Below are 24,133 nucleotides of genomic sequence, written 5' to 3'. Positions count from 1 at the left end.
ATATGTTTAACCAACAGATATTATATGGTTGTTCTCAAATAAATAAAATAAATGTGCCTCATTTTCCTCGTTGCTCTAAAAAGTGTCTTGATTAGAAGGTCAAATGTGATTAGGATAATATGTAAGATTCGTTTTAATTTTCTATCAAGTCGTACCACTTTATGAAAGAGGGGGAGACAAATGGAACAGTCCATTTTATTTACCATCCAAGAGGAAGTCAATTTGGTAGCAGAAGCCATTAAGTCAGTTTTAGAATTGGAAGTCATTATATATGATCAAAATCATGTGGTTGTTGCTGCAACTGGCGGTGGCCAGCATGCTGTTGTAGGTGAGCAGGTGCGTGGTCACATTATAAAAGAAGTATTAAAGACGGACCGGCCCATTTACAATCTGAATCCCGGCTTTCATGATGCATGCAAAAACTGTGTTTTATATAAAAATTGTGCAGAAAAAGCGGATGTGTCATACCCTTTGAAGCATGAAGGAAAAAATGTTGGCGTAATTAGTTTAACGGCTTTTACGAAAGAGCAGAAGGCAGAGTTTGAAAGGAAACAGGGGATTCTTTCAAACTATCTTGATAAGATGGCAGATTTAATCAGCAGTAAAATCAATGCTGAAACCTTGCTGAAAAAGTATTTATCGATCTCTCAAACCTTGCAGGTGGCGATTCGCTCAATGAATGAAGGGATTATCGCTGCGGACCATAACGGGCGAATCCTTGAAGTAAATCGGTCAGCGAAGCACATTCTACACATTGAAAGAGATGAAGTTTTACAATTAAACTTATTGGACATGATGCCAGATATCCCTAAAGTTCTGTTTACGGGAAAAGGATTCAAAGATAAAGATTATTCATTCGTTGTAAATGGAAATAAAATAAATGTCTTTGGAAGTGCTATCCCATTAGAACACAATGAGCATATTATCGGTGTTGTATTGTCTTTTAAGGATAAAATTGAAGTTCAAAAGTTTGCTTATTCGATGACTTCCGAGGTGGACGATTCTAACTTTGATATTATTGTTGGAAAAAGTAAAACACTTCTTGAAACAAAAGCGATCTCCAAACAAGTATCAGCTACTGATTCTACAGTCCTGTTTTTAGGAGAAAGCGGAACAGGTAAAGAGCTGTTTGCAAGGGCTGTCCATAATAATAGCCACCGCGCAGACCAGCCTTTTCGTGCAATTAACTGTGCGGCCATTCCTGAAGCATTACTGGAAAGCGAATTATTTGGTTACAGTGAGGGCGCTTTCACAGGGGCCCGGAAACAAGGTAAACCTGGGAAGTTTGAAATGGCCAACAGTGGAACCATTTTTTTGGATGAAATCGGTGATATGCCGCTTCATTTACAGGTTAAAATTCTTCGAGTTCTTGAAGAAAGAAGAGTTGAGCGGATTGGTGCGAACGAGTCTATTGATATAGATGTCCGAGTTTTGGCAGCCACGAATAAAAACCTTGAGAAAATGGTTGAAGACGGGGAATTCAGGGAAGATTTGTATTACCGATTAAACGTGATTCCAGTACATATTCCGCCTTTGCGTGAGAGGGTCGGAGATGTACCGGTACTCCTCCATTATTTTTTGGAGCATTATATGGAGATTACAGGTAAGAAGATAAAAGGTTTTTCACCTAGTACGCTGGAACGTTTAAATTCCTACCACTGGCCCGGAAATATAAGGGAGCTTCAAAATACTGTAGAATATGCTGTTAATATGGCTACGGAACAATGGGTGACATACGATAATTTACCGGCAAGACTTCGTAAAGCAAACGAGCAAGAAGTAGAACATGAACTTACGCTTTCAGAGATGGAAGAAAGAATGATTAAAAGTGCCTTGGATAAATATGGTGATACTCTCGAAGGCAAGAAAAAGGCTGCCAAAACTCTTGGTATAAATATAGCAACGTTATATAGGAAGATTAATAGGTTTGAGATTAGTCGCAAAATGCAAATGTAATTTGCATTTTGCGAAACATGAGAAGATAACGGCAATCCCCTCTGTTTTTTAGGTAAAACAGGGGGGATTGCCTTTTAAATTCGCAACTTGCAAAAAATGTGGGTAGGCAGGAAAATCAGGCTGTTTTTTTACAAATCGTGCTGTAACGCGTTTTTTTACAAGTTTTGTCCTAAAAAAGAGAGTTGGCATGAAAACTGCATTAATAATATTTGAATTACTTTTTATTAGGGGGGATTAATGTGAATACGGTCCGCAAGATGTTTATGATGAAGTCTGTTCAAAACATATTAGAGACCTGTTTGAACGTTCAGCCTGGGGAGAACCTACTTGTGTTGACGGACACCAATACAATTGGAATTGGCGAAATGTTTGCTCTTGTCGGAAAAGGAATGGATGCTGAAGTTGTGATGACGATCATGAATCCGACTACAAGGCATGGGGATGAGCCGCCAAGGATTATTGCTGAAGCGATGAAAGCTGCGGATGCCATAGTTGCACCAACAACGTTTTCAATTAACCATTCTTCAGCCAGAAAAGAGGCGAGCGACGCTGGTGCTAGATTAATATTCATGCCCGATGCAAACGAAGAAGTGTTTCTGGATGGTTCGCTGGATATTGATTTTTATGCTCAAAAAGAAAAGATAGATAAGCTGTCTGCTATTCTTGAGGCTGGAAGTCAAATCAGGGTTACATCAGCATTGGGTACAGATTTAACGATGGACATATCAGGAAGGCATGCAGTTCCTCAAACCGGCATTTGTCATGAACCCGGGAGTATTTCTCCCCCACCATGTATAGAAAGCGCTGTTGCTCCTGTTGAAGGGACGACGGAAGGAACGATTATTATTGACGGTGCAGTGGTACCGGGCAGAGCCTGCGTAGATCCGATTACTGTTACTTTTGAAGAAGGAAGAATTGTTTCAATTGAAGGAAAAGAAGATGCAGACATGCTTAAAAAGACACTGGAAAGTTACAACCATCCAAATGTGTACTGTGCTGTTGAATTTGGTATGGGAATGAATCCCAATGCAAAAATCGGCCGGGGAGGACAATTGGAAGATGAAGCCGAGTTTGGCACGATGCACATTGGGATAGGCAATGGAATTACATTTGGCAGCAGTATCCGAGCTCCCGGACACTGCGACTTGGTTATGAGGGATCCTGTTATAGAAATTGATGGTCAAATCCTCATGAAAGACGGAGAGTTATTCCTGGGTTAGGAGGTATGTCTTTTGCTCGATTTAAGTTCTCTAGCTGGGTCCTTCGGTGATATTTTCTCTTTAAAGCTTTTGCTTTTGTTTGTTATTGGTACAGTTGCAGGCATGGTAGTGGGATCGCTGCCCGGATTAACAACAACAATGGGAGTATCACTGCTAATTTCTTTTACATGGGGAATGGACTGGCTTGAAGCAATTATTTTGATCGTTTCAATTCATATTGCAGGCACCTATGGGGGATCTACATCAGCAATTTTCCTGAATATTCCAGGGACACCTTCAGCAGCCGCCACTGCTCTTGACGGATATCCAATGGCTAGAAGAGGAGAAGGGGGATTGGCTAGAGGGCTAGCAACTTTTCAATCTTTTGTAGGCGGCGTTTTGGCAGCCCTCCTATTTTTAATCGGTGCACCGCTGTTAGCCATGCTTAGTGTCCACTTTGGATCATGGGAATATTTTCTATTAGCCATGCTGGGTATCATCATCAGTGCGAATCTTGCATCTGAATCATTGGTAAAAGGTCTAATGTCCGGTTTTATTGGATTAAGCTTGGCTACGATTGGAATTGATACGATTTCAGGTGTCCAGCGTTTTACCTTTGGTGAAAGCGCACTTATGGATGGGTTTAATTTAATTGCAGTTTTAATTGGGATTTTTGGAATTGCTGAAGTGATTGAATCTCTTGTTAAGATGAGACCGCCTTTAAAACCGGAAGGATTTAAATCTATGTTCCCTCCATTAAGAATGCTGGGTAAATTTTTTCCACTGGGAGCAAAGTCTTCTGTAACTGGTGCTGTTATTGGAGCTGTTCCGGGACTTGGCGCTGATATTGCTTCCTGGGTTTCGTATGATATGGCAAAGCGAAGCAGTAAGATTCCGGAAACTTTTGGAAAGGGGAATCCTGAAGGGATAGTTGCTGCTGAAACTGCCAACAATGCATGTGTTCCCGGCTCCTATATCCCTATGCTGACATTGGGGATCCCAGGGGATGCTGTAACGGCAGTTATTATTGGGGGGTTATTGCTTCACGGACTTCAGCCCGGTCCATTATTAACCCAGCAAAACCCAGATATTTTCAGTCAGTTTTTTGCAATTATTGTAGTAGCCAGTTTGTTTATGCTCGTGTTCGGACTATTCTTTAGCTTTTTCTTTCAAAAAATATTGACGATTCCCAGCAGTGTAGTGTTACTAATTGTGACGGTGCTTAGCGTGATCGGAACTTATGCAGTAAATAGTAGGCCGTTTGACATTGCTGTGATGTTCGCCTTTGGGATTATAGGGTTTTTCATGAGAAGAGTTGGTTTATCTGCACCGCCATTGATACTGGGCTTAATTCTTGGATTGATGGCTGAGCAAAACTTCAGAAGGGCAATGGTAAGTGCAGACTTTTCTTTCCTGCCATTTGTCACCCGCCCGATAAGCTTGATCATGCTGCTGTGCATTGTTTTCGTTCTATTAAATCAAAATCAATTTTTAACCAAAAGAATAAAAAAAATGTGGAAAAATGTTTCCAATAGGAGGAATGCTGCATGAAACGTAAATGGATTCTACTTATTCTATTTACTTGTTTATTGGTAGTTCTTGGAGCTTGTTCACAGTCTGGAGCTGAAGAAGTTTCCGGCGATGGAGATGGGTATCCAACCAAACCGATAGAGGTTGTGGTTGGCTTTGGTGAAGGAGGGGGAACGGATACGATGGCGAGATCTGTACAACCCGTCCTTCAAGAGGAATTAGGAACGAGTATAGCTGTAAAGAACATGCCGGGTGCTTCAAGTGCACTTGCATTGGAATATGTTAATGACCAAGATGCTGACGGATATACGATTTTATTCCAGACGGATTTAGTCCGTGTCTTTCCTGCTATGGGAATGACAGATTTGACATACAAAGATTTTGAGCAAATTGGCATTGGTGCAATGGGAATCGCAAATTTTATTGTAAACAAAGATTCTGAGCTACAAACATTTGATGATCTTGTTGAACTGTTAAAAGGTGGAAATGCAAAAGTAGCAGTTGCCGGTATTGGTGATCCATGGCATGTGACGTTAGCGATTGTCAATAATGCAGTTGGCGGTAATGCTGAAATTATTACGTATGAATCTGGAACAAACGCAGCAATGGCAGCAATGAAAGGTGAAGTAGACTTTGCCGTCAGCGGAGTAAATGAAGTTGTAGATCTGCTTAGGGCTGGAGATTTACGATCATTGGCTGTGATGGACAACAAGCCGATGGAGGTTGAAGGTTTTGGTGAAATTGACCCTGTAACCAAATATGTGTCTGAATTGGAACCTTATGTACCGGAAGGAACTTGGTGGGGGCCTGCAGTAAAAGCGGGAACTCCCGATGAGATTGTTGAAAAAATTAGGGATGCTTACAATAAAGCCATCGAAAGTGAAGAGTTTAAGGAATTTGCCAAGCAAAAGGCTATTGTACTAACTGACATAGAAGATAGTCAGGAATACGCCAAAAAAGATACAGAAAAAATCAGTTGGCTTCTATATGACATTGAAGTAGGAGAGCGTTCCCCTGAAGATGTAGGAATAGAGAGGCCTGAGGATGAATGAGAATCAATAAAGACTTTATCCTGGGAATTATCGTGCTAACCATTGGACTGTTTCTTGTAGTGGGAAGCTATCAATTTCCAAAAGGAGAGCATCTATTAAACTCGTCGAGATCCTTTCCTTTGTTGCTGGGTTTTATATTGATGGGACTTGCTGTTTGGCAATTGCTTTCTTCTTTAAAGAACAACGAAACAAAAGGAACAAAAAAACTTCCTTTTCCAGCGATAAAAAGGGGAGTCATATTCATACTTCTTATGGCAGTTTATATATTCTTGGCTATGCCTTTAATTGGATTTCTTGCTTCTTCGTTTATATTCCTTATCGTTGGACTGTTGTATTTTAAAGAAGTCCGGTGGTATACGGCAACACTTATTTCATTTGGTATGATTGGTTTCTTGTATGTATTTTTTGAAAAAGTTATGTTAATCAGCTTTCCTTAAACAATATATCTTGACTGTGGAATAACTAACGGTGGTGAGTTTAATGAAAATTATGCAAAAGGTTGAAAAAATACCCGGCGGATTAATGGTTGTTCCACTTATGTTTGGAGCCCTATTAAATACAATTGACCAGCTCCATATACCATTTATCATGAACTTCCTGAAATCTCTGGGAGTCGCCCCGGTTGAAGAAGGCATTTACGAATTTATGAGAATTGGAGGATTTTCAGAAGCGTTATTTAAAACTGGAACATTAACATTAATCGGGTTATTTCTCTTCTGTGCAGGAAGCCAGATGAACTTGCGTGTCGGCGGAAGAGCGTTAAAAAAAGGAATTCTATTAACACTCAGCAAGGGACTTACAGGAATTGCCATTGGTATAGGGTTTGGTATGGTATTTGATCCTATGCATGGCTTTCTCGGATTATCCACTTTGGCCATTATTGCAGCAATGACAAACGGTAATGAGGGGATGTATGCCGTACTTACAGGCCAATATGGAAACCGTTCAGATGTTGGAGCCATTTCGGTTCTATGTTTAAATGATGGACCTTTCATGACGATGATTGCATTGGGAATGGTGGGAGCTAACTTCCCTATCATTGCCTTCATAGCAGTCTTGCTTCCTATCGTTTTAGGGATGTTGTTGGGGAATTTGGATGAAGACATCAGGGAATTTTTAAAGCCGGGTGAAACATTACTCGTTCCGTTCTTCGCTTTTTGTCTTGGTGCAGGAATGAACTTCATGAGCTTCTTTGAACCGGAGGCAGTGTGGGGAGGACTTGTATTAGGATTTGCGACATTGATCTTTACTGGTGCGGTTGGTGTAGCTGTATACAGGTTGTTTGGAGAAAAGAGCACAATCGGTCCAGTGGCCGAGGCTTCTACTGCAGGAAACGCGGTTGGAACACCAGCTGCTGTAGCAGCAGCTGCATCAGTTAGTGCGGGTGCAGGGCTGATGTCTGCTGAAAAAGCACAAGCTTTCCAGGATATTGCGAATCTCGCAACCATACAAATATCCATCGCCACTATTACGACATCGATCTTATGTCCGTTCGCCGTGATCCTCTGGGATAAATATCAAAGAAGTAAAGGCATTGATGGCACACTAGAAGATTTTTCAGAAAAAAAGAGTAAGAAACTTAGAGAGGAGAAGGCCATTTGAATTATGTAAAGGTTGATATAGCCAATTATATTTGTACGATTACGATTAATAATCCGCCAATGAATATTTTAACAAAAGAATTTAGGGATGAGTTTGTTCCTTTGATGGAAAAGTTGAAAACGAACCCTGATGTTAGGGTCATTATATTAACTGGGGAGGGTGACCGTGCGTTTTGTGCAGGTGCAGACTTGAATGAAGAAGGGGAATTGACCCAAGAAACAGTACGAAAATTTTTGGAAGAAGATTGTAGAGTTTATGATGTTGTCAATGAAATGCCGCAGCCTGTAATTGCTGCTGTAAACGGATATGCTTTTGGCGGAGGATTTGAACTGGTTCTGGCTTGTGATTTCCGGGTTATGTCCGAAAATGCAAAGCTTTGTGCCGCAGGAGTCAAAGTAGGGCTGGTCGTTGGACCTACGCGTTTGGTTCGTCTCGTAGGCGAAGCTTATGCAAAGGATATTATTTTAACAGGCAGAACTGTGAAGGCAGAAGAACTATACCAAAGAGGCTTAGCCAACGCAGTGGTCCCGCATGATCAATTGCTAAATGAAGCTATGGAATGGGCGGAGATGATCGTTTCGAGGGCTCCGGTTGCTGTTCAAAATGCAAAGCATATTATCCAAACGACTATGGATTCTACTTGGCAAGAAGCCATGTCCGAGGAGTTGGATGCATTCGTAAGATGCCAGGATACAAGAGATCATAAGCATGCCATAGAAGCCTTTTTTAAAAAAGAAAAACCTGTGTTCATCGGAAAATAACAGCTATAAAAGGAGTTATCAGAATGAAGGAAATATTAGAACACAAGGGTGCAACTGCCTTGGTAAAAACATTGGCCGGCGTTAAAGAAGGAGAAAGGGTTCTTATTCTAACAGATTTTTTGACCGAGAATATAACCAAAACGCTTGCTTCCGTCACATATTCTTTGGGTGCAGAACCTCTCACCATGTCAATGCCGCCAAGAAGAGGGCACGGCGATGCTTTGCCGGAACCGGTAGCAGCAGCTATGAAAGAAGTAGATGTGGTTATTGCGCCCACCACTTACAACATTGCTCACACAAAAGCGCGGCATGAAGCACAGAAAGTAGGAGCAAGAATTGTTATATTACCGGAGTCGCACGATGGCATTTTATTAAGCAAAGGCTTAAATGCTGATTTTGAAGCAATCAGACCAAATGTGGAAAGGCTCTCTGAGTTATTGACCAAAGGGAAAAGTGCCCGAATCACGACTCCAAATGGTACGGATTTACAGATTTCCCTCCAAGGACGGGAAGGAAGGGCCTTGACAGGATTTGCCAATTCAGTAGATGTTTCTGCGGCACATTGCATAGAATCCAGTATTGCGCCAGTGGAAGATTCGGCTGAAGGTGTCCTGGTAGTGGATGGAAGTATACCTGGTGTGGGGTTGGTGGAAACTCCCGTCGTTGTAGAGTTTAAGAAAGGAAGGGCGGTTAGTATTACTGGAGGCAAAGAAGCGGAAGCATTCAAGAAAGTTCTGGAAGAAAAAAATGATGAAGAGGGTAATATTTACGTTATTGCTGAATTTGGAATCGGGATGAACCCTGAATGTGAATTGGAAAACAGTATGCTGAGTGATGAAGGAGTATTTGGAACAATCCATATAGCTATAGGAACAAATGCGTATATAGGCGGAAAAATAGTGGCCAATGGACACTATGACATGGTTGTAAAGGATGCAACGGTAGAAATTGACGGGGATACGGTATTGCAGAATAATCAACTTCACTTATTTGAAAATGACTTAATTAATTCTTAATTAGACTTAATTACACATCAAAGATTAGTAGGAGAAGGGATTGGATAAAATGGGCGCATTGAAAGGCATTCGTGTTGTAGATGTAAGTCAGGTGATGGCAGGTCCATATTGCAGTATGCTTTTAGCAGACATGGGCGCAGATGTAATCAAAATTGAACCGCCAAGCGGCGAAAATACGAGAAGATGGCCGCCGCATATTGATGGGCAGAGCGCTGCTTTTATGGCCATTAACAGGAATAAGAGAAGCATGACAATTAATTTGAAATCAAGAGAAGGCAGGGAAGTCTTTTATAAATTAATAGAAACAGCGGATATTCTTGTAGAAAACTATCGACCTGGAGTTTCCAAGAGACTGGGCGTTGATTATGAAACTTTGAGCAAAATTAATCCTCGCTTGATTTATTGTTCGATTTCCGGCTTTGGACAATTTGGTCCTTATTCTTCTCGAGGAGGATACGATCTCATTGCACAAGGCATGACAGGAATTATGAGTGTTACGGGAGAAAGAGGCGGTAATCCTGTTAAATGTGGCCTTCCAATTACAGACTTGGGAGTTGCATTGTTTTCTGTTTATGGAATTCTCTCAGCTCTGTATTCACGGGAGCATACCAGTGAAGGACAATATATTGATGCCTCATTGTTTGATACAGGGTTGGCACTTTCCGTTTGGGAAAGTACACAATATTGGGTAAGCGGCGAGACGCCAATGCCTACAGGTAGCGGGCACAGGCTTTCAGCTCCTTACCAGGCATTCAAAGCTAGTGACGGATATTTTACAGTTGGTGCGGACACACCTCATCATTGGCCGGAGTTTTGCCGCATCATCGGAAGGCCGGAATTTTTGGATGATGAACGCTTTAAGGACGATCCATCCAGAATTAAGTACCTTGATGTTTTTGTGGACTTAATTGAGGAAAAAACAAGCGAACACCCAAGATCATATTGGCTGGAAAAATTTGAAGAAGTCGGAATTCCTGCTGGACCAATTAATACGTACCCTGAGTCCCTGAATGATCCGCATACCTTTGCTAGGCAAATGGTGGAAGAGGTTGAGCATCCTGTTGCCGGAAAAATAAAAGCGTTGGGCATCCCTGTTAAGTTATCGAAAACACCAGGAAAAATAAATAAGGCAGCACCGGTTTTGGGAGAACATAACGAGGAAATTTTGGCCGAGCTCGGACTGGAACCTACTGCTTTATCTAGGTGAAAAAAGGGGGTGTATATAAAAATGATTCAATATTTAAGAGAAAGAATACCTTCCATTCATTCAGAAGCTTTTATTCATGAATCCGCTCTAGTTATTGGGGATGTACGAATTGCTAAAGGTGCCAGCATCTGGCCACAAGCGGTATTAAGAGGTGACGATGGCAATTATATTGAAGTTGGAGAAGGATCTAATATCCAAGATGGAAGTATCTGTCATGTTACGCCAGAACATCCGCTGAAAATAGGAAAGAAAGTTACAATTGGACACGGTGTGATCCTACATGCATGTACTATTGAAGACAAAGCCCTGATCGGGATCGGAGCAACAGTGCTAGATGGGGCGGTTATAAAAAAAGGTGCACAAGTCGCAGCCGGTGCTGTCGTTACCCCAGGTACCATTATTCCAACAGGTAAATTGGCAATGGGCATTCCTGCAAAGGTAGTACGCGATCTGACAGAAAAAGAAGTATACGATATTGTTGAAAATGCTGAGGAGTACATTGATTTGTGGCAGAAGGATTACCAAGTGTCATTGGTCTCTTCGGAGGAGGAATAGAGTTTCTTAAAGAATTAAAAGCGCGAATCCTCGCGCTTTTTTTGTGTTTAAAATAGGGTATTTTCGTAAAGTTCGCATTCGGACGGAATGTTTAAGTCAACTGATAGGTAAATGTTAAAAAAATAAAATACGTTAAATTCTTAACTATTCAAATAATTACCCTTCGATATATTAAAGTGGAATCCGGTAACCCGGTTTAGAAGGGTTACGGTGCTCGTTTTTTTAAAAACTATATAAAGGAGGAAGGAGTCGTGACAATTATTCCCAGAGCTTTCTCACATGTAGGGGTCAATGTAACAGACATGGATGCTGCGATTCAATGGTATGAAAAGGTATTTGGATTTACTCTCATTTCCCCGCCTGTAACTTTCAAGGCTGATGGGTCGGAGATGGGGGAAGTGTTAACGGATCTGCTGGGGAAGCAGATCAAAGAAGTAAAAATTGCACATTTGAGTGCTGCAGGTGGAGTCGGGTTAGAGTTGTTCCAATTTATAGAACCTGAATCAATACGCTATTCAGCACATGATTATTGGCAAGGCGGGTTTTTTCATTTGTCCATCATTGATCCAAACATTGAAGAGATGATAGACAAAATTGTGTCACATGGCGGCAAGCAAAGAAGCCGCATTTGGCCGGCTGTCCCTGGAAAGGAATATAAAATGGCTTACTGTGAAGACCCGGATGGAAATGTAATAGAAATTTATACTCATAGTGTTGAAAGAATGTACAGTAACTTAGCCTAGTTGATCATTACTAAGTTTTATTGGAGGAAATATTATGAGACCAAATATTGTTTACATTGTGTTGGACGATGTTGGTTTTTCTGATCTTGGTTGTTATGGATCTGAAATTCAAACACCGAATATCGATCGTCTTGCTGAAAATGGTCTAAGATACAATAATTTTAATGTTACGCCTCTTTGCTCACCAACCCGGGCTTCTTTATTGACAGGCAGAAATAACCATTCCGTTGGGATGGGGTCAGTAGCTGATTTTGACTTGGGACCTGAGCATCCAAGTATTCGAGGGCGAATTACACCGGCTGCAGCAACCGTTGCCGAAATACTTAAGGATCAAGGATATAGCACAATGGCTTCAGGAAAATGGCATTTAGCGCCCATTCATCAGTTAACGCCTGCCGGACCGTTTGAAAATTGGCCGTTAGCCAAAGGGTTTGAGCGTTATTATGGATTTTTGGGACCGGAAACAAATCAGTTTTATCCCGAGCTGACCTATGATAACCACATGGTTGAACCACCAGAAAAAGAGGATTACCATCTTTCCGAAGACCTGGTGGACATGGCTGCGCAATTTATTACAGACCAGGTATCTGTTACGCCGGACAAGCCTTTCTTTTTATATTTGTCCTTCGGTGCCCAGCATGCGCCGCACCAGGCCCCAAAAGAGTATATTGATATGTACAAAGGGATGTATGAATGCGGTTGGGATGTGATTAGGGAACAACGGCTGAGGCGTCAAAAGGAATTGGGGATTGTTCCGGAATCGACACCACTGGTACCTAGAAACGAAGGGATTAAAGCGTGGGAAGAGTTAACGGATGATGAAAAGTTGGTATTTGCTAAATTTCAGGAAGTTTATTCCGGATTTCTTACACATACAGATGCCCAGATTGGCCGTCTCATTCATTTTCTTGAAGGGATCGGCAAGCTGGATGAAACGGTGATTGTGTTTCTGTCGGACAACGGAGCCAGCCAGGAAGGCGGATTTAATGGTTCGGTGAATCAATCCATGTTTTTTAATGCAATGGAGGAAAAAATCGAGGATCAATTAGAAAAGATTGACGAGATGGGAGGGCCAAGAGCGGGTACCAATTATCCCAAGGGATGGGCACAGGTCGGGAACACACCTTTCAGACAATACAAACAGACCACTCACTTTGGTGGGACGAGAGTACCATTTATCCTTCATTGGCCAAAAGGGATTACAGAAAAGGGCGGGATTCGAACTCAATTCCATCATGCTATTGATGTCACACCTACTGTGTTGGATATCCTTCAGCTTCAGCGGCCTGAAGTTTATCATGGGGTACCGCAAATGCCCATGCATGGAACCAGTATGAGCTATTCCTTTGATGGGGCGGAGCTTCCTTCAGCAAGGGATACGCAATACTTTGAAATGTTCGGTCACAGGGCGATTGTGCATAAAGGCTGGAAAGCTGTAACTCATCATAAAAAAGGAGTGCCGTTTGAGGAGGATAAATGGGAGCTTTACTTTTTGGAAGAGGATATTGCTGAAGCCAATGACTTGGCAAAAGAATACCCTGAAAAATTACAGGAATTGATAGATCTATGGTGGGAAGAAGCCAAGAAGTATAATGTGCTGCCATTAAATGATAAAACAGTGGAGCTGTCTTCTTTTATCCCTCCAGATTCAGTTACAGCACGTAAAAAGTTTATTTACTATCCTGGATTGGCACATTTGGGAACTTTTGCAGCTCCGCAAATTATGAATAAGTCTTACAGCATTACCATTCCGATCGAAAGAGCAGATGCTTCTTCCGAAGGTGCCCTTGTTGCTCATGGTGATCATGACAGCGGATATGTCATTTATATCAAAAATAATCATTTGTTTTTTGAATACAATTTTGTCGGAACGGTTTATAAAGTTGAATCGGACGCCCATGTTCCTGTAGGGGCATCCACACTAAAATTTGAGTTTAGGCACAAGGAGAAAGGTACAGGGATCGGCATTCTCTATATCAATGACAAAAAGGTAGGAGAAGCTCCGATTGCTCAAACATTGCCGTATCGACTGGCGCACGGCGGTTTGGATATCGGCAAGGATGGATTGTCCCAAGTAAATGAAATATATTGCAATCAAGGCTTTCCTTTTACAGGGAAAATAAATAAAGTTGTGTACGAATTAGGGGACGGGGCTGAAAAAGAAGCCGGCTCCCAAGAAAAAGAAATAGCGGGGGTTTTTGATCATCAGCTTATTTAAGTGATGGAATCAATGTAAGTAATTTGAAAATATTACAATAAATGTTAAATCATTAACGATGGGTTAAACCATTCGTTGATATGATTTCCACAGATAGAAAAAACAGGAAAGACCACAAATTAAGGAGGAATTCAGATGTTAGATTTTACTTTTACAGAGGAGCAGCAAAAAGTTATTGATCTATGCAAGGAATTAGCAAAAGACTTCAGAACCCGCGCAGCGGAACATGACCGTGACCGCACAGCTCCGGATGAAAACTATGAAATTTTAAAAGAGAAAGGGTTATACGGCATCAGCATTCCGAAAGAGTATGGCGGATTCGGAATTGGATTCCAGGGATACGCCGCTGCGGCTGTCGAACTGGCTAAAGGATGCGCTTCTACTGCGAACTCTTTTAACATGCATGCCAATGCTTGCGGCACGATTCTTTCACAGCCTCTTGTTTCAGAAAGTGCAAAGAAAATGGTTGCAGATTTGGCGATTAATCAAGGGAAATTATTTTCGGTATCAACTTCAGAGCCTGCTTCATCCAGTTTGATCATCACTTCATTTATCCCTTCTGTCCAGGCTGTAAAAGTCGATGGCGGATATAGGATTTATGGAAAGAAAGCGTTCTGTTCCATGATTGAATCCAGTGATTATGTGTTTCTTTATGCGCATCCCGAAGAGGATCCCAATCCAGAGGCAGCAGTAGGACTGCTCGTTCCTGTTGATAAGGGTAATGCGGAGGGGGTCACCATCCATGATGTATGGGATACTCATGGAATGCGGGCAACCCGAAGCAATACTGTTGAATATGATGGCACATTTGTACCGGATGAGCTCGCCTTATACAAGACAGAGGATTTCTTAAATGACTTTATCATGAGGTCAGCGAACTGGACAATTGCGTCATTTGCTTCTGTCTATTTAGGAATAGGAATGGGAATTTTGGAATATACAACGGAGTTATTAACCGCTAAAAATGCAAAAGGCTTTTCTCAGCCTCAGGCGTTTCACCCTGACAGCCGCCGCCGGGTAGGAGAGATGGCAGCAGAACTTCACGCAGCATACTGGTCAAATATGTATGCAGCTTGGTACAGTGATACCCACGGACCGACACTGGAAGCATTCCATAATTTTATGCGTGCAAAACATATGATTGCAAGCGCTGTCTCAAATGCATCGCGCTCGGCCCAGATCGCATGCGGGGCACATGGAATGTTTAAAAACCTCCACTTGGAACGTATGGTTCGCGATGCTGCTACTGCACCTATTATGCCTCCAACCATTGATGCTTGTGCGGATCAGGTCGGGTTGCTGACGATGGGATTAAATCCTGCGGATACGGCTCCTCCGCTTAAGGCAGAAGAACCTAAAAAAGAAAAGGTCACACAATAAAAAGGCCATCAAAGGGGAAAGCTTTCGTTTTCCCCTTTGGATATGAAAGCGATTGCAGTTGCTGAGTTGAATAATGAGTAAGTCTACCTGGTGATTGGAAGGCCTATAGTGAACCTTAATCTCAAGTTGATTATTACTCCTTTGCAGCCTTAAAAAGGCTTTATCATGCTTTAACATCGGGGTTTCACATCGAAATGGCTATATTCGATTCAGCGGATGATCCTCTGATCAAAATAGTAAAAATCTATAAGTCAATAAATAGGGAGTGAAACCATGAAATTTCGTTGGTTCATAGCAAGTTTTATCACAGTGGTATTTTTTATCCAGTTTATTGACCGGGTGATTATTTCACTCGCTACAGAGGCGATTATGAATGAATTTGGTTTTAGTCCCGGCCAGTTTGGCATTATTTTAAGTGCTTTTTTCTGGGGGTTAGTTCCGGCAGGAGTGTTTGCTGGTATTGCCGCTGACCGATGGGGATCCAAGAAAGTGTTTGCTGTAGGAGCGGCATGGTGGTCGATCTTTACCGCTGCTACAGCGGGTGCTTTCGGCCTTGTATCCTTCGTTATCGCAAGGGTGTTATTCGGTATTGGTGAGGGGCCGGCGCTGTCAAATGCCATTCGCATTGTAACAAATTGGTTTAGCCCGAAGGAATATTCTACTGCATTGGGTTTAGCTAATTCCGGTGTTTATATTGCACCGGCTCTGGCTACACCCGTCATCGTTTGGACCATTGCAAATTTTGGATGGAGATTTCCGTTTTATGTCATGGGGGTTGTCGGTTTAATTTGGGTTTTGTGCTGGCTGAAGTGGTTTACGGATAAACCGGAAACAAATCGCTATATGACAGAAGAAGAAAAACAATGGATTAAAAAAGAACAAGGAAATATTTCTAAATCTTCAGACTCAGGGAAGAAAATGTCCTTTAAGGAATTGCTGACCATTCCAAGGGAAGTAAGAGGGACAATCCTTGCAAACCTGTGGGCTATCTTTTGCTTTGGATTCGTGTTTTATTTCTTGCTGACCTGGCTTCCGGGATATCTGATGCTGGAAAGAGGTCTTAATTTACAATCAATGGGTGTCGTAGCATCTATCCCATGGCTGGGTGCAGCGTTGGGATCACTTGTCGGAGGAAGATTAAGCGACTACCTTTATCAGAAAACAAATAGCAGACGCATTTCCAGGGCATTTTTAACTGCCGGATGGTTTACGCTCCTTGCCGTCTGTCTCATATTGGTCAACCAGATGACTTCAATCATAGGGCTGGTTTCCGTTCTGACGTTTGCATGTTTCGTGCTTTCTTGCGGACATGCACCGATCACTACAGTGATAGCGGAGACCGTTCCGGAAAGAGCGGGTTCCATTGGGGGATTAACACAGCTGTCTCAAACTTTGCCGGGAATATTTGCACCGATGATCACAGGATTTTTAGTAGAAATAACGGGAAGCTTTCAAATCACGTTTGCCTTTTCGGCTGGTATGATTATTTCCAGCATTGTGGTGATTATCATTTTTCTTCATCCACCGGAAATATCTCGGCGTGTTAAAGCATCTACAACCGCTTAAGTCAGGGAGCGTTACTTCATCTTTGCTGGCCGGAACATCGTCAAGGAACATGGAAAGCCCATGTTCCTTTACTACTATACTTTCATCAAGGGTGTGGAGAATATGACAAAAGACAAGTCTGCATGCTGTATGCTAAATAGGCCGCGAGCTGTGGTAACTGTTGAAAATCCAGCTGTTCCCGGTTACTCCTCAGGAAAAAGTGCAGATATAGATGATGGGATGCTGTACATTCCCGGCGGTGAATTTTTGATGGGGTCAGAAGATGATGAAGGTTTTCCTCAAGACGGAGAAGGCCCCGTTAGGACCGTGAAAGTAAAATCATTTTATATAGATGCTTGTACTGTTACAAATGAACAATTTGCAGAGTTCGTCCGTGAGACAAATTATGTGACAGAAGCCGAGCGGTATGGCTGGTCATATGTATTTCATTTACATGTCACCAAAGACGTGGCAAGCCAAGTAAAGCAAGTGCCTAAGCAGGCACCATGGTGGTTTGTCGTAGAAGGAGCCTATTGGGAGCATCCGGAAGGGCCTGGTTCTACTATTAAGAATCGAATGGATCACCCCGTTGTCCATGTGTCCTGGAATGATGCTGTCAACTACTGCCAATGGGCCGGAAAACGCCTTCCAACCGAAGCCGAATGGGAGTATGCAGCACGTGGAGGTCTTGTACAGAAAAAGTATCCCTGGGGAAATAAACTAAAACATAGAGGAAAGTATCTTTGTAATATTTGGCAAGGTAAATTTCCTGAGGAAAATACAGGAAAGGACGGCTTTATAGGGACAGCGCCTGCAAAGTCGTATCAGCCTAACGGTTTCGGGTTATATAATACCGTCGGGAATGTTTGGGAATGGTGTGCGGACTTCTTTGGAACCAATCATGACAAAGACTTTTATGAAAATCCGACAGGTCCTTCCAAGGGAACTGCAAAGGTGATAAAGGGCGGATCGTACCTTTGCCACCGGTCCTACTGTAACCGGTATCGGGTAGCCGCCAGAAGTTCAAGTACAATGGATAGCTCCAGCGGCCACATGGGTTTTCGGTGTGTGGCTGATATATTAACAATTTCATCAGAATCCGAAAAAATCATCGGTGAGTGAATAGATAACTTTCAATTTAACAAAAAAAACTGTTAAAAGGTTAACCACACTGAATGTGTATGGATTGTATGGTTATATTAAGCCATCCAAGGAAGGAGGAGCGGTACACAGCTTCTATTGTAGAACGTTATATAAAAAACGCTTTACTTTAAGAGGTGATATTGATGACAATGAAGGACGCAAATTCAATCATTAACCTTCCTGATCTGTTGTTTGTCCAGTATTGTACGGAAACTTACGGCTTAAACAGAGGCGTATACAATACGATTGACAAATGGTTCTATATGAAAAATGTGAAAGATATCAAAGCGCGGCGGGAAAGGATATTGGAATTCCTGTTATTCAGTATCAAATCTATGAATCAAGAGGAAAGAAAAAGCAGGCTGAAATTTGGAAAAGGAAACCTGGTCAATCTGCTGGTAGAGTATTCGGAGCGCCAGGCTATGCCGGTCTGATTCTCTGCGGCAGAAAGCCGGTTGGAAAATAGTTATAAAAGTAGAGAGAATGGGAGGAAGGAGGTCGTTCGATGAATCGTTCGGATGTAGTGATTATCGGCAGCGGTATCAATTCATTAACTGCAGCAGCCATTTTATCAAAAAGAGGGCGGAAAGTAACCGTATTGGAAAAAAACGACTGGATCGGCGGATGTATTAAGACGGAAGAGTTAGTGGCGCCAGGGTTTAAAACAGATGTATTTTCAGGCTGGCACCCTTTATTTGTGACAAGTCCTGCCTTTGCGGAGCTGAAAGATGATCTGGAAAAAAATGGGCTTACTTATGTGAATACAGATGTGCCGACAGGGGTGATTCTGCCGGATGATAGGAGTGCAGTCCTCTATACCGACCGGCAGAAAAATGTGGAGGCGTTTAACCGGCTCGCATCCGGTGAAGGTGACCGTTATGATGAGTTGATGAAAAGTTTTGAAGGGAAGGCAGATTTCGTTTTTCATATGCTATCCAACGAGCCTTTGTCCTGGAACTCAATGCGTACCCTTTCAAAATATGTAAGAAGAAAAGGGTTAAAAGAGTTCAAGTCTGAAGTCGGGAATATGATCCAATCTGCCGATTCATTGCTAGACCAATATTTTAATAGTGACTTGGTGAAGGCACTGCTTGCTCCATGGATTCTTCACACAGGCCTCGGCCCCAATGATGCGGCTGGAAATATTATGATGCAGGTCTTGGTGTTTTCCCTGGAAGCAGCCGGAATGCCAATCCCGAAAGGCGGCGGAGGGGAGCTTGTCAAGGCATTAATGAAAATCGTGGAAGACAATGGCGGACAGTTTTTTACCAACGAGCTTGTTGAACGGATTGTAGTCGAAAATCATAAGGTCGTTGGAGTCAGAACGCAAAACGAAGAATATAGGGCGGATTATGTACTGGCGAATGTCACGCCGCATCAATTGTATGGAAGCTTGCTGGAGGGCGTATCTATTCCAGCCTCTCTCCAAAAGGATGTTCAAAATTACAAATATGGCAACGCAGCGATGCAGATCCATTATGCTTTGGACGGGCCGCTCGATTGGGAAAATCCTGAATTGAGAAGAGCAGCCATGATTAATCTTACTCCCGGGGTTGAGGGTGTCAGCCAGTCTGTGAACGAAGTATATAATGGTCTGCTGCCTAAATCCGGTACGATTGCGGTTGGCCAGCATACGGCCTTTGATCCGAGCCGCGCACCGGAAGGAAAGCATACCTTATGGATCCAGCTCCTGGAAATGCCGAGAAAGCTCAGGGGAGACGCGCTGGGAGAAATTGATACATCTAACGGTTATACGGAGGAAGTGATTGAAGCCTACGTGGAAAGAATTGAGAACCGAATCAGCAAACATGCGCCAAACTTCAAAAAAATGGTGATCAACCGGGAGATCATCTCGCCGGCTAAGCTAGAGGCATTTAACATGAATTTGGTAGGCGGGGACCCATACTCGGGTGTTGCTTCCATCGATCAGCTTTTATTATGGAGGCCAACATCCAAATACAAAAGACACGAAACACCTGTTAAAAACCTGTTCCATATTGGAGCTTCGACACATCCTGGTCCAGGCCTCGGGGGAACCTCCGGCTATTTGGCAGCCCAGGAAGTGAAATAAATCATACGAGGAGAGATAACCATGCAAAAGCAGGAAAGACAAGATATTTTCAAAAAGATTATGGGGAACTATCCAACGGGCGTAACGATTGTAACGACAACAACAGGGAGCGGAGAGCCGGTTGGTTTGACAGTTAACTCATTCGCCTCTGTATCCCTGGACCCACTTATGCTTTTATGGTCAATTGATCACGGGGTATCTTCCCTGAAAGAGTTCACAGGGGGAGGAAAATTCGCTGTGCATGTATTGGCTGAGGAACAGGCTGCGCTTTGCAAAACGTTCGCAAGTAAAGATGTAGACCGTTTCAGCCAATGTGATTGGAAGATGTCAGCCAATGGTTTGCCGATCATCGATGGAGCATTTGGCGTTTTCGAATGTGAAACGTTTCAAGCCATCGAAGCGGGCGATCACACTGTACTGATTGGACAAGTCATCGACCTGTCAGTAAATGAGGAAAAAGATCCGATGCTCTACCACCGCCGTGTATTTGGGGCAATTCCTGAGGAGTTTTATAGGCAGAAGCACCCTGTATCGTAATAAACGTATTGAAACATATTTAAAGGTTCCAATCACTTTTATGGTAAGACGTGAACTTGCTGCATCGCGAGTTCATGTTTTTTTACTTGTAGAAATGGATTTAATTTCACCAATACTCTATACCGGAAAAGTATAAAAGACTCCCTTTAAACGTCTTTAAAGGAGATGAAAGGGAGTCTATTCGTTTATCATGGACCAGATATTTTTTTATGTAACGCTGAAAGGTTCAGGATATAAATTTTTCTGTTTCTAATGTCTATGATCCCATCAGATACCAATGTCTTCAGTATTTTATATAATGTAATGCGGGTGATTCCGACATAATGGGATAATTCCTGCTGGGTCAAATTAATTTCCGTGCTTTGATAGGATTCCATTAAATAAATCAGCGAGCGGGCGATATGGTATTCAGTACCAGTTGTGGTCGCATTGATATTATTTAAAAGTATCCTGTTTTTCTCGTTAAGAGATTTGGCAAATAAGATGGTGATTTCAGGGTGTTTTAGTGACAGGTTATCAAAATCTGTTTTAGAAAAGTAATATAAGACACAATCCTCGTGTGAAATGGCTGTAGAATAATATGGGAGATGATCGATAGTATGTTCTCCAATTAAAATGCCGGGTCCGGTTATATCTAAGATCCTTTCGTTGACATCGGGCTTGATGGAATAAACCTTCACAATTCCTTTTTTTATATAATAAAAACCAGTCCCTATTTCTCCTTGTCTAAAGATAATCGATTTGGCCTTGAAAAACATTCTTTTCCCATATGGGAGAAAGTCTTCCCATGAACTTAGTGAATGGTTGGTCATCGTAATCATATCTAAACCCTCCTAGGATGTACCGAAATTGAATGCAATGCACAATATGACTGGAAGAACGGAACAGGCTGATTGGAATTAGTGAGCAAAAGGAAGAGGCTGTTATTGATCTAAAAGCGCTTTCATTCCGGGGATATCAATTACCTCGATCTTTTGTTTACTCTGTAAAACCAAATTTTTTTTCGTCCATTTTTGTATGATTTTATAAACGGTTATCCGAGTAGTACCAATATATTGGGCAAGGGCTATTTGGCTAATTGGAAGAGACTGGCTATTATGTTTTTTGCACAATTGAATGAGGAAATGGGCCATCTGTTGTTCAAATGGCTTGTTTAAAATGGCATAGGTTTCAGTAAGCATTCTTAATTTACTGATTTGAGAACTGATAAATATCTCTTTCGCTTCAGGATGCCGGCTGCATATTTCTTTTAAGGATTCGGTTGGAAAATAGTAAATAACTACATCGGTATCCGCTATCGCAGTCACAGTATACGGTTCATTAGATACCCCTTGTTCGCCGAATATAGAACCTTCCAGCATGTAATCTATGATTCTTTCTTTTCCACCTTCGGAAAACAGCCGGATACAAATGACTCCTTCCGATAAATAATAAAATCCCTCTCCTTTCTCTCCCTGAGAGTAAATCGTATCCCCCTTACATCTCAATCTTTTATGACCATACTTAACAAAAGGTTCCCACTTATACCTGATCATTTACATCCCCCTCATCTTAAAGTGATCATATGGAAGCAGGTCTAAATCCCTAATAATTAAATTATTCAAAAAACTCTTATTGGATTTAGATTAATAGAACAAACACCATTGTAAGATATATAGGGATAATTCTCAAATTCCAAATTATAATACTATTTTTCGCTAAAAAACTAAAGTTCTATGTAAACAAATTAACATTTTTTTGAATTATTTCTCCTATTTTGCCAATGTTTCATCATCTTAAATGGAGAGATAGATGTGAAATGATAAATCCCATACATTATAAATAGACAATGAAGTAATTAATGGAGGGAAAAGAAAATGGGGATCAGAACAGGAGCAGATTATATTAAAGCGGTAAAATCACGGCAGCCGGAGGTATGGCTGCGCGGTGAGAGAATTACAGATGTTTACAATCACCCGGTTTTCCAGCAGCCAATCAATGAGATGGCAAGGCTGTACGACATGCAGCACGACCCTGAGTATCAGGATCAGATCACACATATTTGCGAAGAAACAGGGGAAAGAGTCAATAATTCATTTTTAATTCCAAGAGACGGGGAAGATCTGCAAAAACGCAGACGTGTATTTGAGGTATGGGCTGAAGCGACATTTGGACTCATGGGCAGAACTCCGGACTTCCTGAATGTGGTGCTTACCTCTATTGCAACAAACGACTGGTTCTTCAGGCAATATGGAGAAGACCGTTACGGCGATAATATTATCAATTATTACAGATATGTCAGAGACAATGACTTATTCTTGACGCACGCGATTGTAAATCCGCAAAATGACCGGAGCAAGTCTTCACACGAACAGGAATCGGAATACTCTCACCTTGGTGTGGTAAGAGAAACAGAAGACGGACTAATTGTACGCGGTTCCAAAATGCTGGCAACGCTGGCACCAGTTACAGATGAGGTCATCATTTATTCTTACCCAAGCTTTAAACCTGGTGATGAGAAGTTCGCGATATCCTTTGCTTTGCCGATCGAAACGCCGGGATTGAAAATCTACTGCCGTGAAGAAACGCAAGATGGAAAGCGCTCTACATGGGATCATCCACTCGCTTCAAGATTCGAAGAAATGGATGCCGTCTTGGTCTTTGATGATGTGCTTGTTCCTTGGGAACGTGTATTTATTAACCAGAATGTAGAAGCAGGCAACTTGCTGTATCCGAAAACAGGCGCCAACCTGCAGCCTTCCCACCAGTCGGCGGTAAGAGGGTTGACAAAGCTTTCTTTCGTAGCTGATGTGGCCTGTTCAGTGGCAGATACAATCGGTGTAGACGGATTCCTAAATGTTCAAAATCAATTGACTGAGCTGATCCAGGGTGTGGAAACAATCAGGGCCTTGGTGCGTACGGCGGAAAACGAATTCACTATCACGGAGCAGGGGGAAGCCCTTCCAAACATTGTACCGCTGGAAGTAATTCGGGGCCATCTCCCCAACATGTATCCGAGAGCCATTGAAATTCTTCAGACGATTGCAGCGGGCGGCCTCCTGATGTCACCGACAGGAGCAGACTTCATTAATCCGGAAATTGCCGACGATATGAACAAATACTATGCCGGCCGTGAAGGTGTGTCCTCTGAAAAGAGAGTGCGTCTGTTCAAGCTTGCTTGGGATCTGAGCGGGGAGGCGTTCGGACAGAGACTGCTGCAGTACGAGCGCTATTACTCCGGAGACCCTGTCCGCAAAGCAGGAATGTTCTACAATGTTCATAAGAGAAACAATCCTGCGTATCCTCGTGTGGAGCGTGCGCTGGAAGAAGCTTTGAAGATGTCCCCGGAATATAAGGCAAAAGAGCTTTTGTTAAATAAATAAATCCATAGTTGTGGGGGATACCCGCGCAATAAAAGAAGGGCTGTCCTGAAAGTCAGTAAAAACTGATTTTCTGTGACAGCTCCTTTTCTTTTCATCGGAAGTCCAAATGAAAAACTGTCCCTCCAAAAAAATGTAAGTACATTTCAGAAAGGACAATTATATTTGATTTCTGAATTGACAAATGTGCCTTCTTCTACAGGTAAATCAGTTGGAGGAAGCCCTTCCTCCAACTGATTTATTCTTGCCCTAGATTTAT

General features: G+C 42.2%; 21 protein-coding genes. 19 read left to right on the top strand and 2 right to left on the bottom strand.

The features are described 5' to 3' along the window. The first annotated feature begins 180 nt into the window (after nt 1–180). The 18 genes from ACFSCZ_RS05775 to ACFSCZ_RS05690 all read left to right on the top strand — a co-directional run bounded on the left by ACFSCZ_RS05775 (nt 181) and on the right by ACFSCZ_RS05690 (nt 20,515). The gene (locus ACFSCZ_RS05775) at nt 181–1,956 is read left to right on the top strand and encodes a sigma-54 interaction domain-containing protein (RefSeq protein ID WP_380772849.1); all 1,776 of its coding nucleotides are present in this window, start codon (nt 181–183) and stop codon (nt 1,954–1,956) included. A gap of 239 nt (nt 1,957–2,195) precedes the next feature. Continuing rightward, on the top strand, nt 2,196–3,176 hold the full coding sequence (locus ACFSCZ_RS05770; RefSeq protein ID WP_380772847.1) for an aminopeptidase: 981 nt from the start codon (nt 2,196–2,198) through the stop codon (nt 3,174–3,176). A gap of 12 nt (nt 3,177–3,188) precedes the next feature. Next, a complete protein-coding gene (locus ACFSCZ_RS05765; protein ID WP_380772846.1) occupies nt 3,189–4,706 on the top strand; it encodes a tripartite tricarboxylate transporter permease in 1,518 nt (505 codons plus the stop codon). Then, on the top strand, nt 4,703–5,737 hold the full coding sequence (locus tag ACFSCZ_RS05760) for a tripartite tricarboxylate transporter substrate binding protein (protein ID WP_380772845.1): 1,035 nt from the start codon (nt 4,703–4,705) through the stop codon (nt 5,735–5,737). Before ACFSCZ_RS05765 ends, ACFSCZ_RS05760 begins: the two co-directional genes overlap by 4 nt. Beyond that, nucleotides 5,734–6,174 (top strand): tripartite tricarboxylate transporter TctB family protein, encoded by a 441-nt coding sequence (locus tag ACFSCZ_RS05755; RefSeq protein WP_380772844.1) that lies wholly within the window; start codon nt 5,734–5,736, stop codon nt 6,172–6,174. The genes ACFSCZ_RS05760 and ACFSCZ_RS05755 overlap by 4 nt, the downstream gene beginning before the upstream one ends. A 43-nt stretch (nt 6,175–6,217) precedes the next feature. Next, nucleotides 6,218–7,339 (top strand): 2-keto-3-deoxygluconate permease, encoded by a 1,122-nt coding sequence (locus tag ACFSCZ_RS05750; RefSeq protein ID WP_380772842.1) that lies wholly within the window; start codon nt 6,218–6,220, stop codon nt 7,337–7,339. Beyond that, nucleotides 7,336–8,100: an enoyl-CoA hydratase/isomerase family protein gene (locus tag ACFSCZ_RS05745; RefSeq protein WP_380772841.1), complete on the top strand. Its 765-nt coding sequence runs from the start codon at nt 7,336–7,338 to the stop codon at nt 8,098–8,100. The genes ACFSCZ_RS05750 and ACFSCZ_RS05745 overlap by 4 nt, the downstream gene beginning before the upstream one ends. Nucleotides 8,101–8,123: 23 nt before the next feature. Beyond that, nucleotides 8,124–9,116, top strand: coding sequence for an aminopeptidase (locus ACFSCZ_RS05740; RefSeq protein WP_380772840.1), 993 nt, complete (start codon nt 8,124–8,126; stop codon nt 9,114–9,116). Nucleotides 9,117–9,165: 49 nt separating this feature from the next. Then, nucleotides 9,166–10,323, top strand: a complete 1,158-nt coding sequence (locus ACFSCZ_RS05735; RefSeq protein ID WP_380772876.1) for a CaiB/BaiF CoA transferase family protein — start codon at nt 9,166–9,168, stop codon at nt 10,321–10,323. Between the two features lie 21 nt (nt 10,324–10,344). Beyond that, a complete protein-coding gene (locus ACFSCZ_RS05730) occupies nt 10,345–10,878 on the top strand; it encodes a gamma carbonic anhydrase family protein (protein WP_380772839.1) in 534 nt (177 codons plus the stop codon). 251 nt (nt 10,879–11,129) lie between these two features. Continuing rightward, the gene (locus ACFSCZ_RS05725) at nt 11,130–11,621 is read left to right on the top strand and encodes a VOC family protein (protein WP_380772838.1); all 492 of its coding nucleotides are present in this window, start codon (nt 11,130–11,132) and stop codon (nt 11,619–11,621) included. Between the two features lie 34 nt (nt 11,622–11,655). Then, a complete protein-coding gene (locus ACFSCZ_RS05720; protein ID WP_380772837.1) occupies nt 11,656–13,839 on the top strand; it encodes an arylsulfatase in 2,184 nt (727 codons plus the stop codon). A 135-nt stretch (nt 13,840–13,974) separates the two neighbouring features. After that, nucleotides 13,975–15,219, top strand: a complete 1,245-nt coding sequence (locus tag ACFSCZ_RS05715; RefSeq protein ID WP_380772836.1) for an acyl-CoA dehydrogenase family protein — start codon at nt 13,975–13,977, stop codon at nt 15,217–15,219. A gap of 273 nt (nt 15,220–15,492) precedes the next feature. Next, nucleotides 15,493–16,785 carry an MFS transporter gene (locus tag ACFSCZ_RS05710; protein WP_380772835.1) on the top strand — a complete coding sequence of 431 codons (1,293 nt, stop codon included), beginning with the start codon at nt 15,493–15,495 and terminating at the stop codon, nt 16,783–16,785. A 102-nt stretch (nt 16,786–16,887) separates the two neighbouring features. Beyond that, nucleotides 16,888–17,886, top strand: a complete 999-nt coding sequence (locus ACFSCZ_RS05705; protein ID WP_380772834.1) for a formylglycine-generating enzyme family protein — start codon at nt 16,888–16,890, stop codon at nt 17,884–17,886. A gap of 164 nt (nt 17,887–18,050) precedes the next feature. After that, entirely contained in the window at nt 18,051–18,341 is a 291-nt protein-coding gene (locus tag ACFSCZ_RS05700) for a hypothetical protein (RefSeq protein WP_380772833.1), read from the top strand. A gap of 71 nt (nt 18,342–18,412) precedes the next feature. After that, entirely contained in the window at nt 18,413–19,978 is a 1,566-nt protein-coding gene (locus tag ACFSCZ_RS05695) for a phytoene desaturase family protein (RefSeq protein WP_380772832.1), read from the top strand. 21 nt (nt 19,979–19,999) lie between these two features. Next, a complete protein-coding gene (locus ACFSCZ_RS05690; protein ID WP_380772831.1) occupies nt 20,000–20,515 on the top strand; it encodes a flavin reductase family protein in 516 nt (171 codons plus the stop codon). Nucleotides 20,516–20,703: 188 nt separating this feature from the next. Here ACFSCZ_RS05690 and ACFSCZ_RS05685 read toward each other — a convergent pair whose 3' ends face one another. Continuing rightward, complete coding sequence (locus tag ACFSCZ_RS05685) at nt 20,704–21,336, bottom strand: Crp/Fnr family transcriptional regulator (RefSeq protein WP_380772830.1); 633 nt, start codon at nt 21,334–21,336, stop codon at nt 20,704–20,706. A 102-nt stretch (nt 21,337–21,438) separates the two neighbouring features. Then, nucleotides 21,439–22,050, bottom strand: a complete 612-nt coding sequence (locus ACFSCZ_RS05680; RefSeq protein ID WP_380772829.1) for a Crp/Fnr family transcriptional regulator — start codon at nt 22,048–22,050, stop codon at nt 21,439–21,441. Nucleotides 22,051–22,371: 321 nt separating this feature from the next. Between ACFSCZ_RS05680 and ACFSCZ_RS05675 the strand changes: the two genes are divergently transcribed. Next, nucleotides 22,372–23,877, top strand: a complete 1,506-nt coding sequence (locus tag ACFSCZ_RS05675; protein WP_380772828.1) for a 4-hydroxyphenylacetate 3-hydroxylase family protein — start codon at nt 22,372–22,374, stop codon at nt 23,875–23,877. Nucleotides 23,878–24,133: the final 256 nt, after the last annotated feature.

Source organism: Siminovitchia sediminis (assembly GCF_042680885.1).
GTDB classification, from domain to species: Bacteria; Bacillota; Bacilli; order Bacillales; family Bacillaceae_C; genus Siminovitchia; species Siminovitchia sediminis.
Note: the sequence above shows the minus strand (reverse complement) of the source record. Positions and strands in the feature narration are given on the sequence as shown.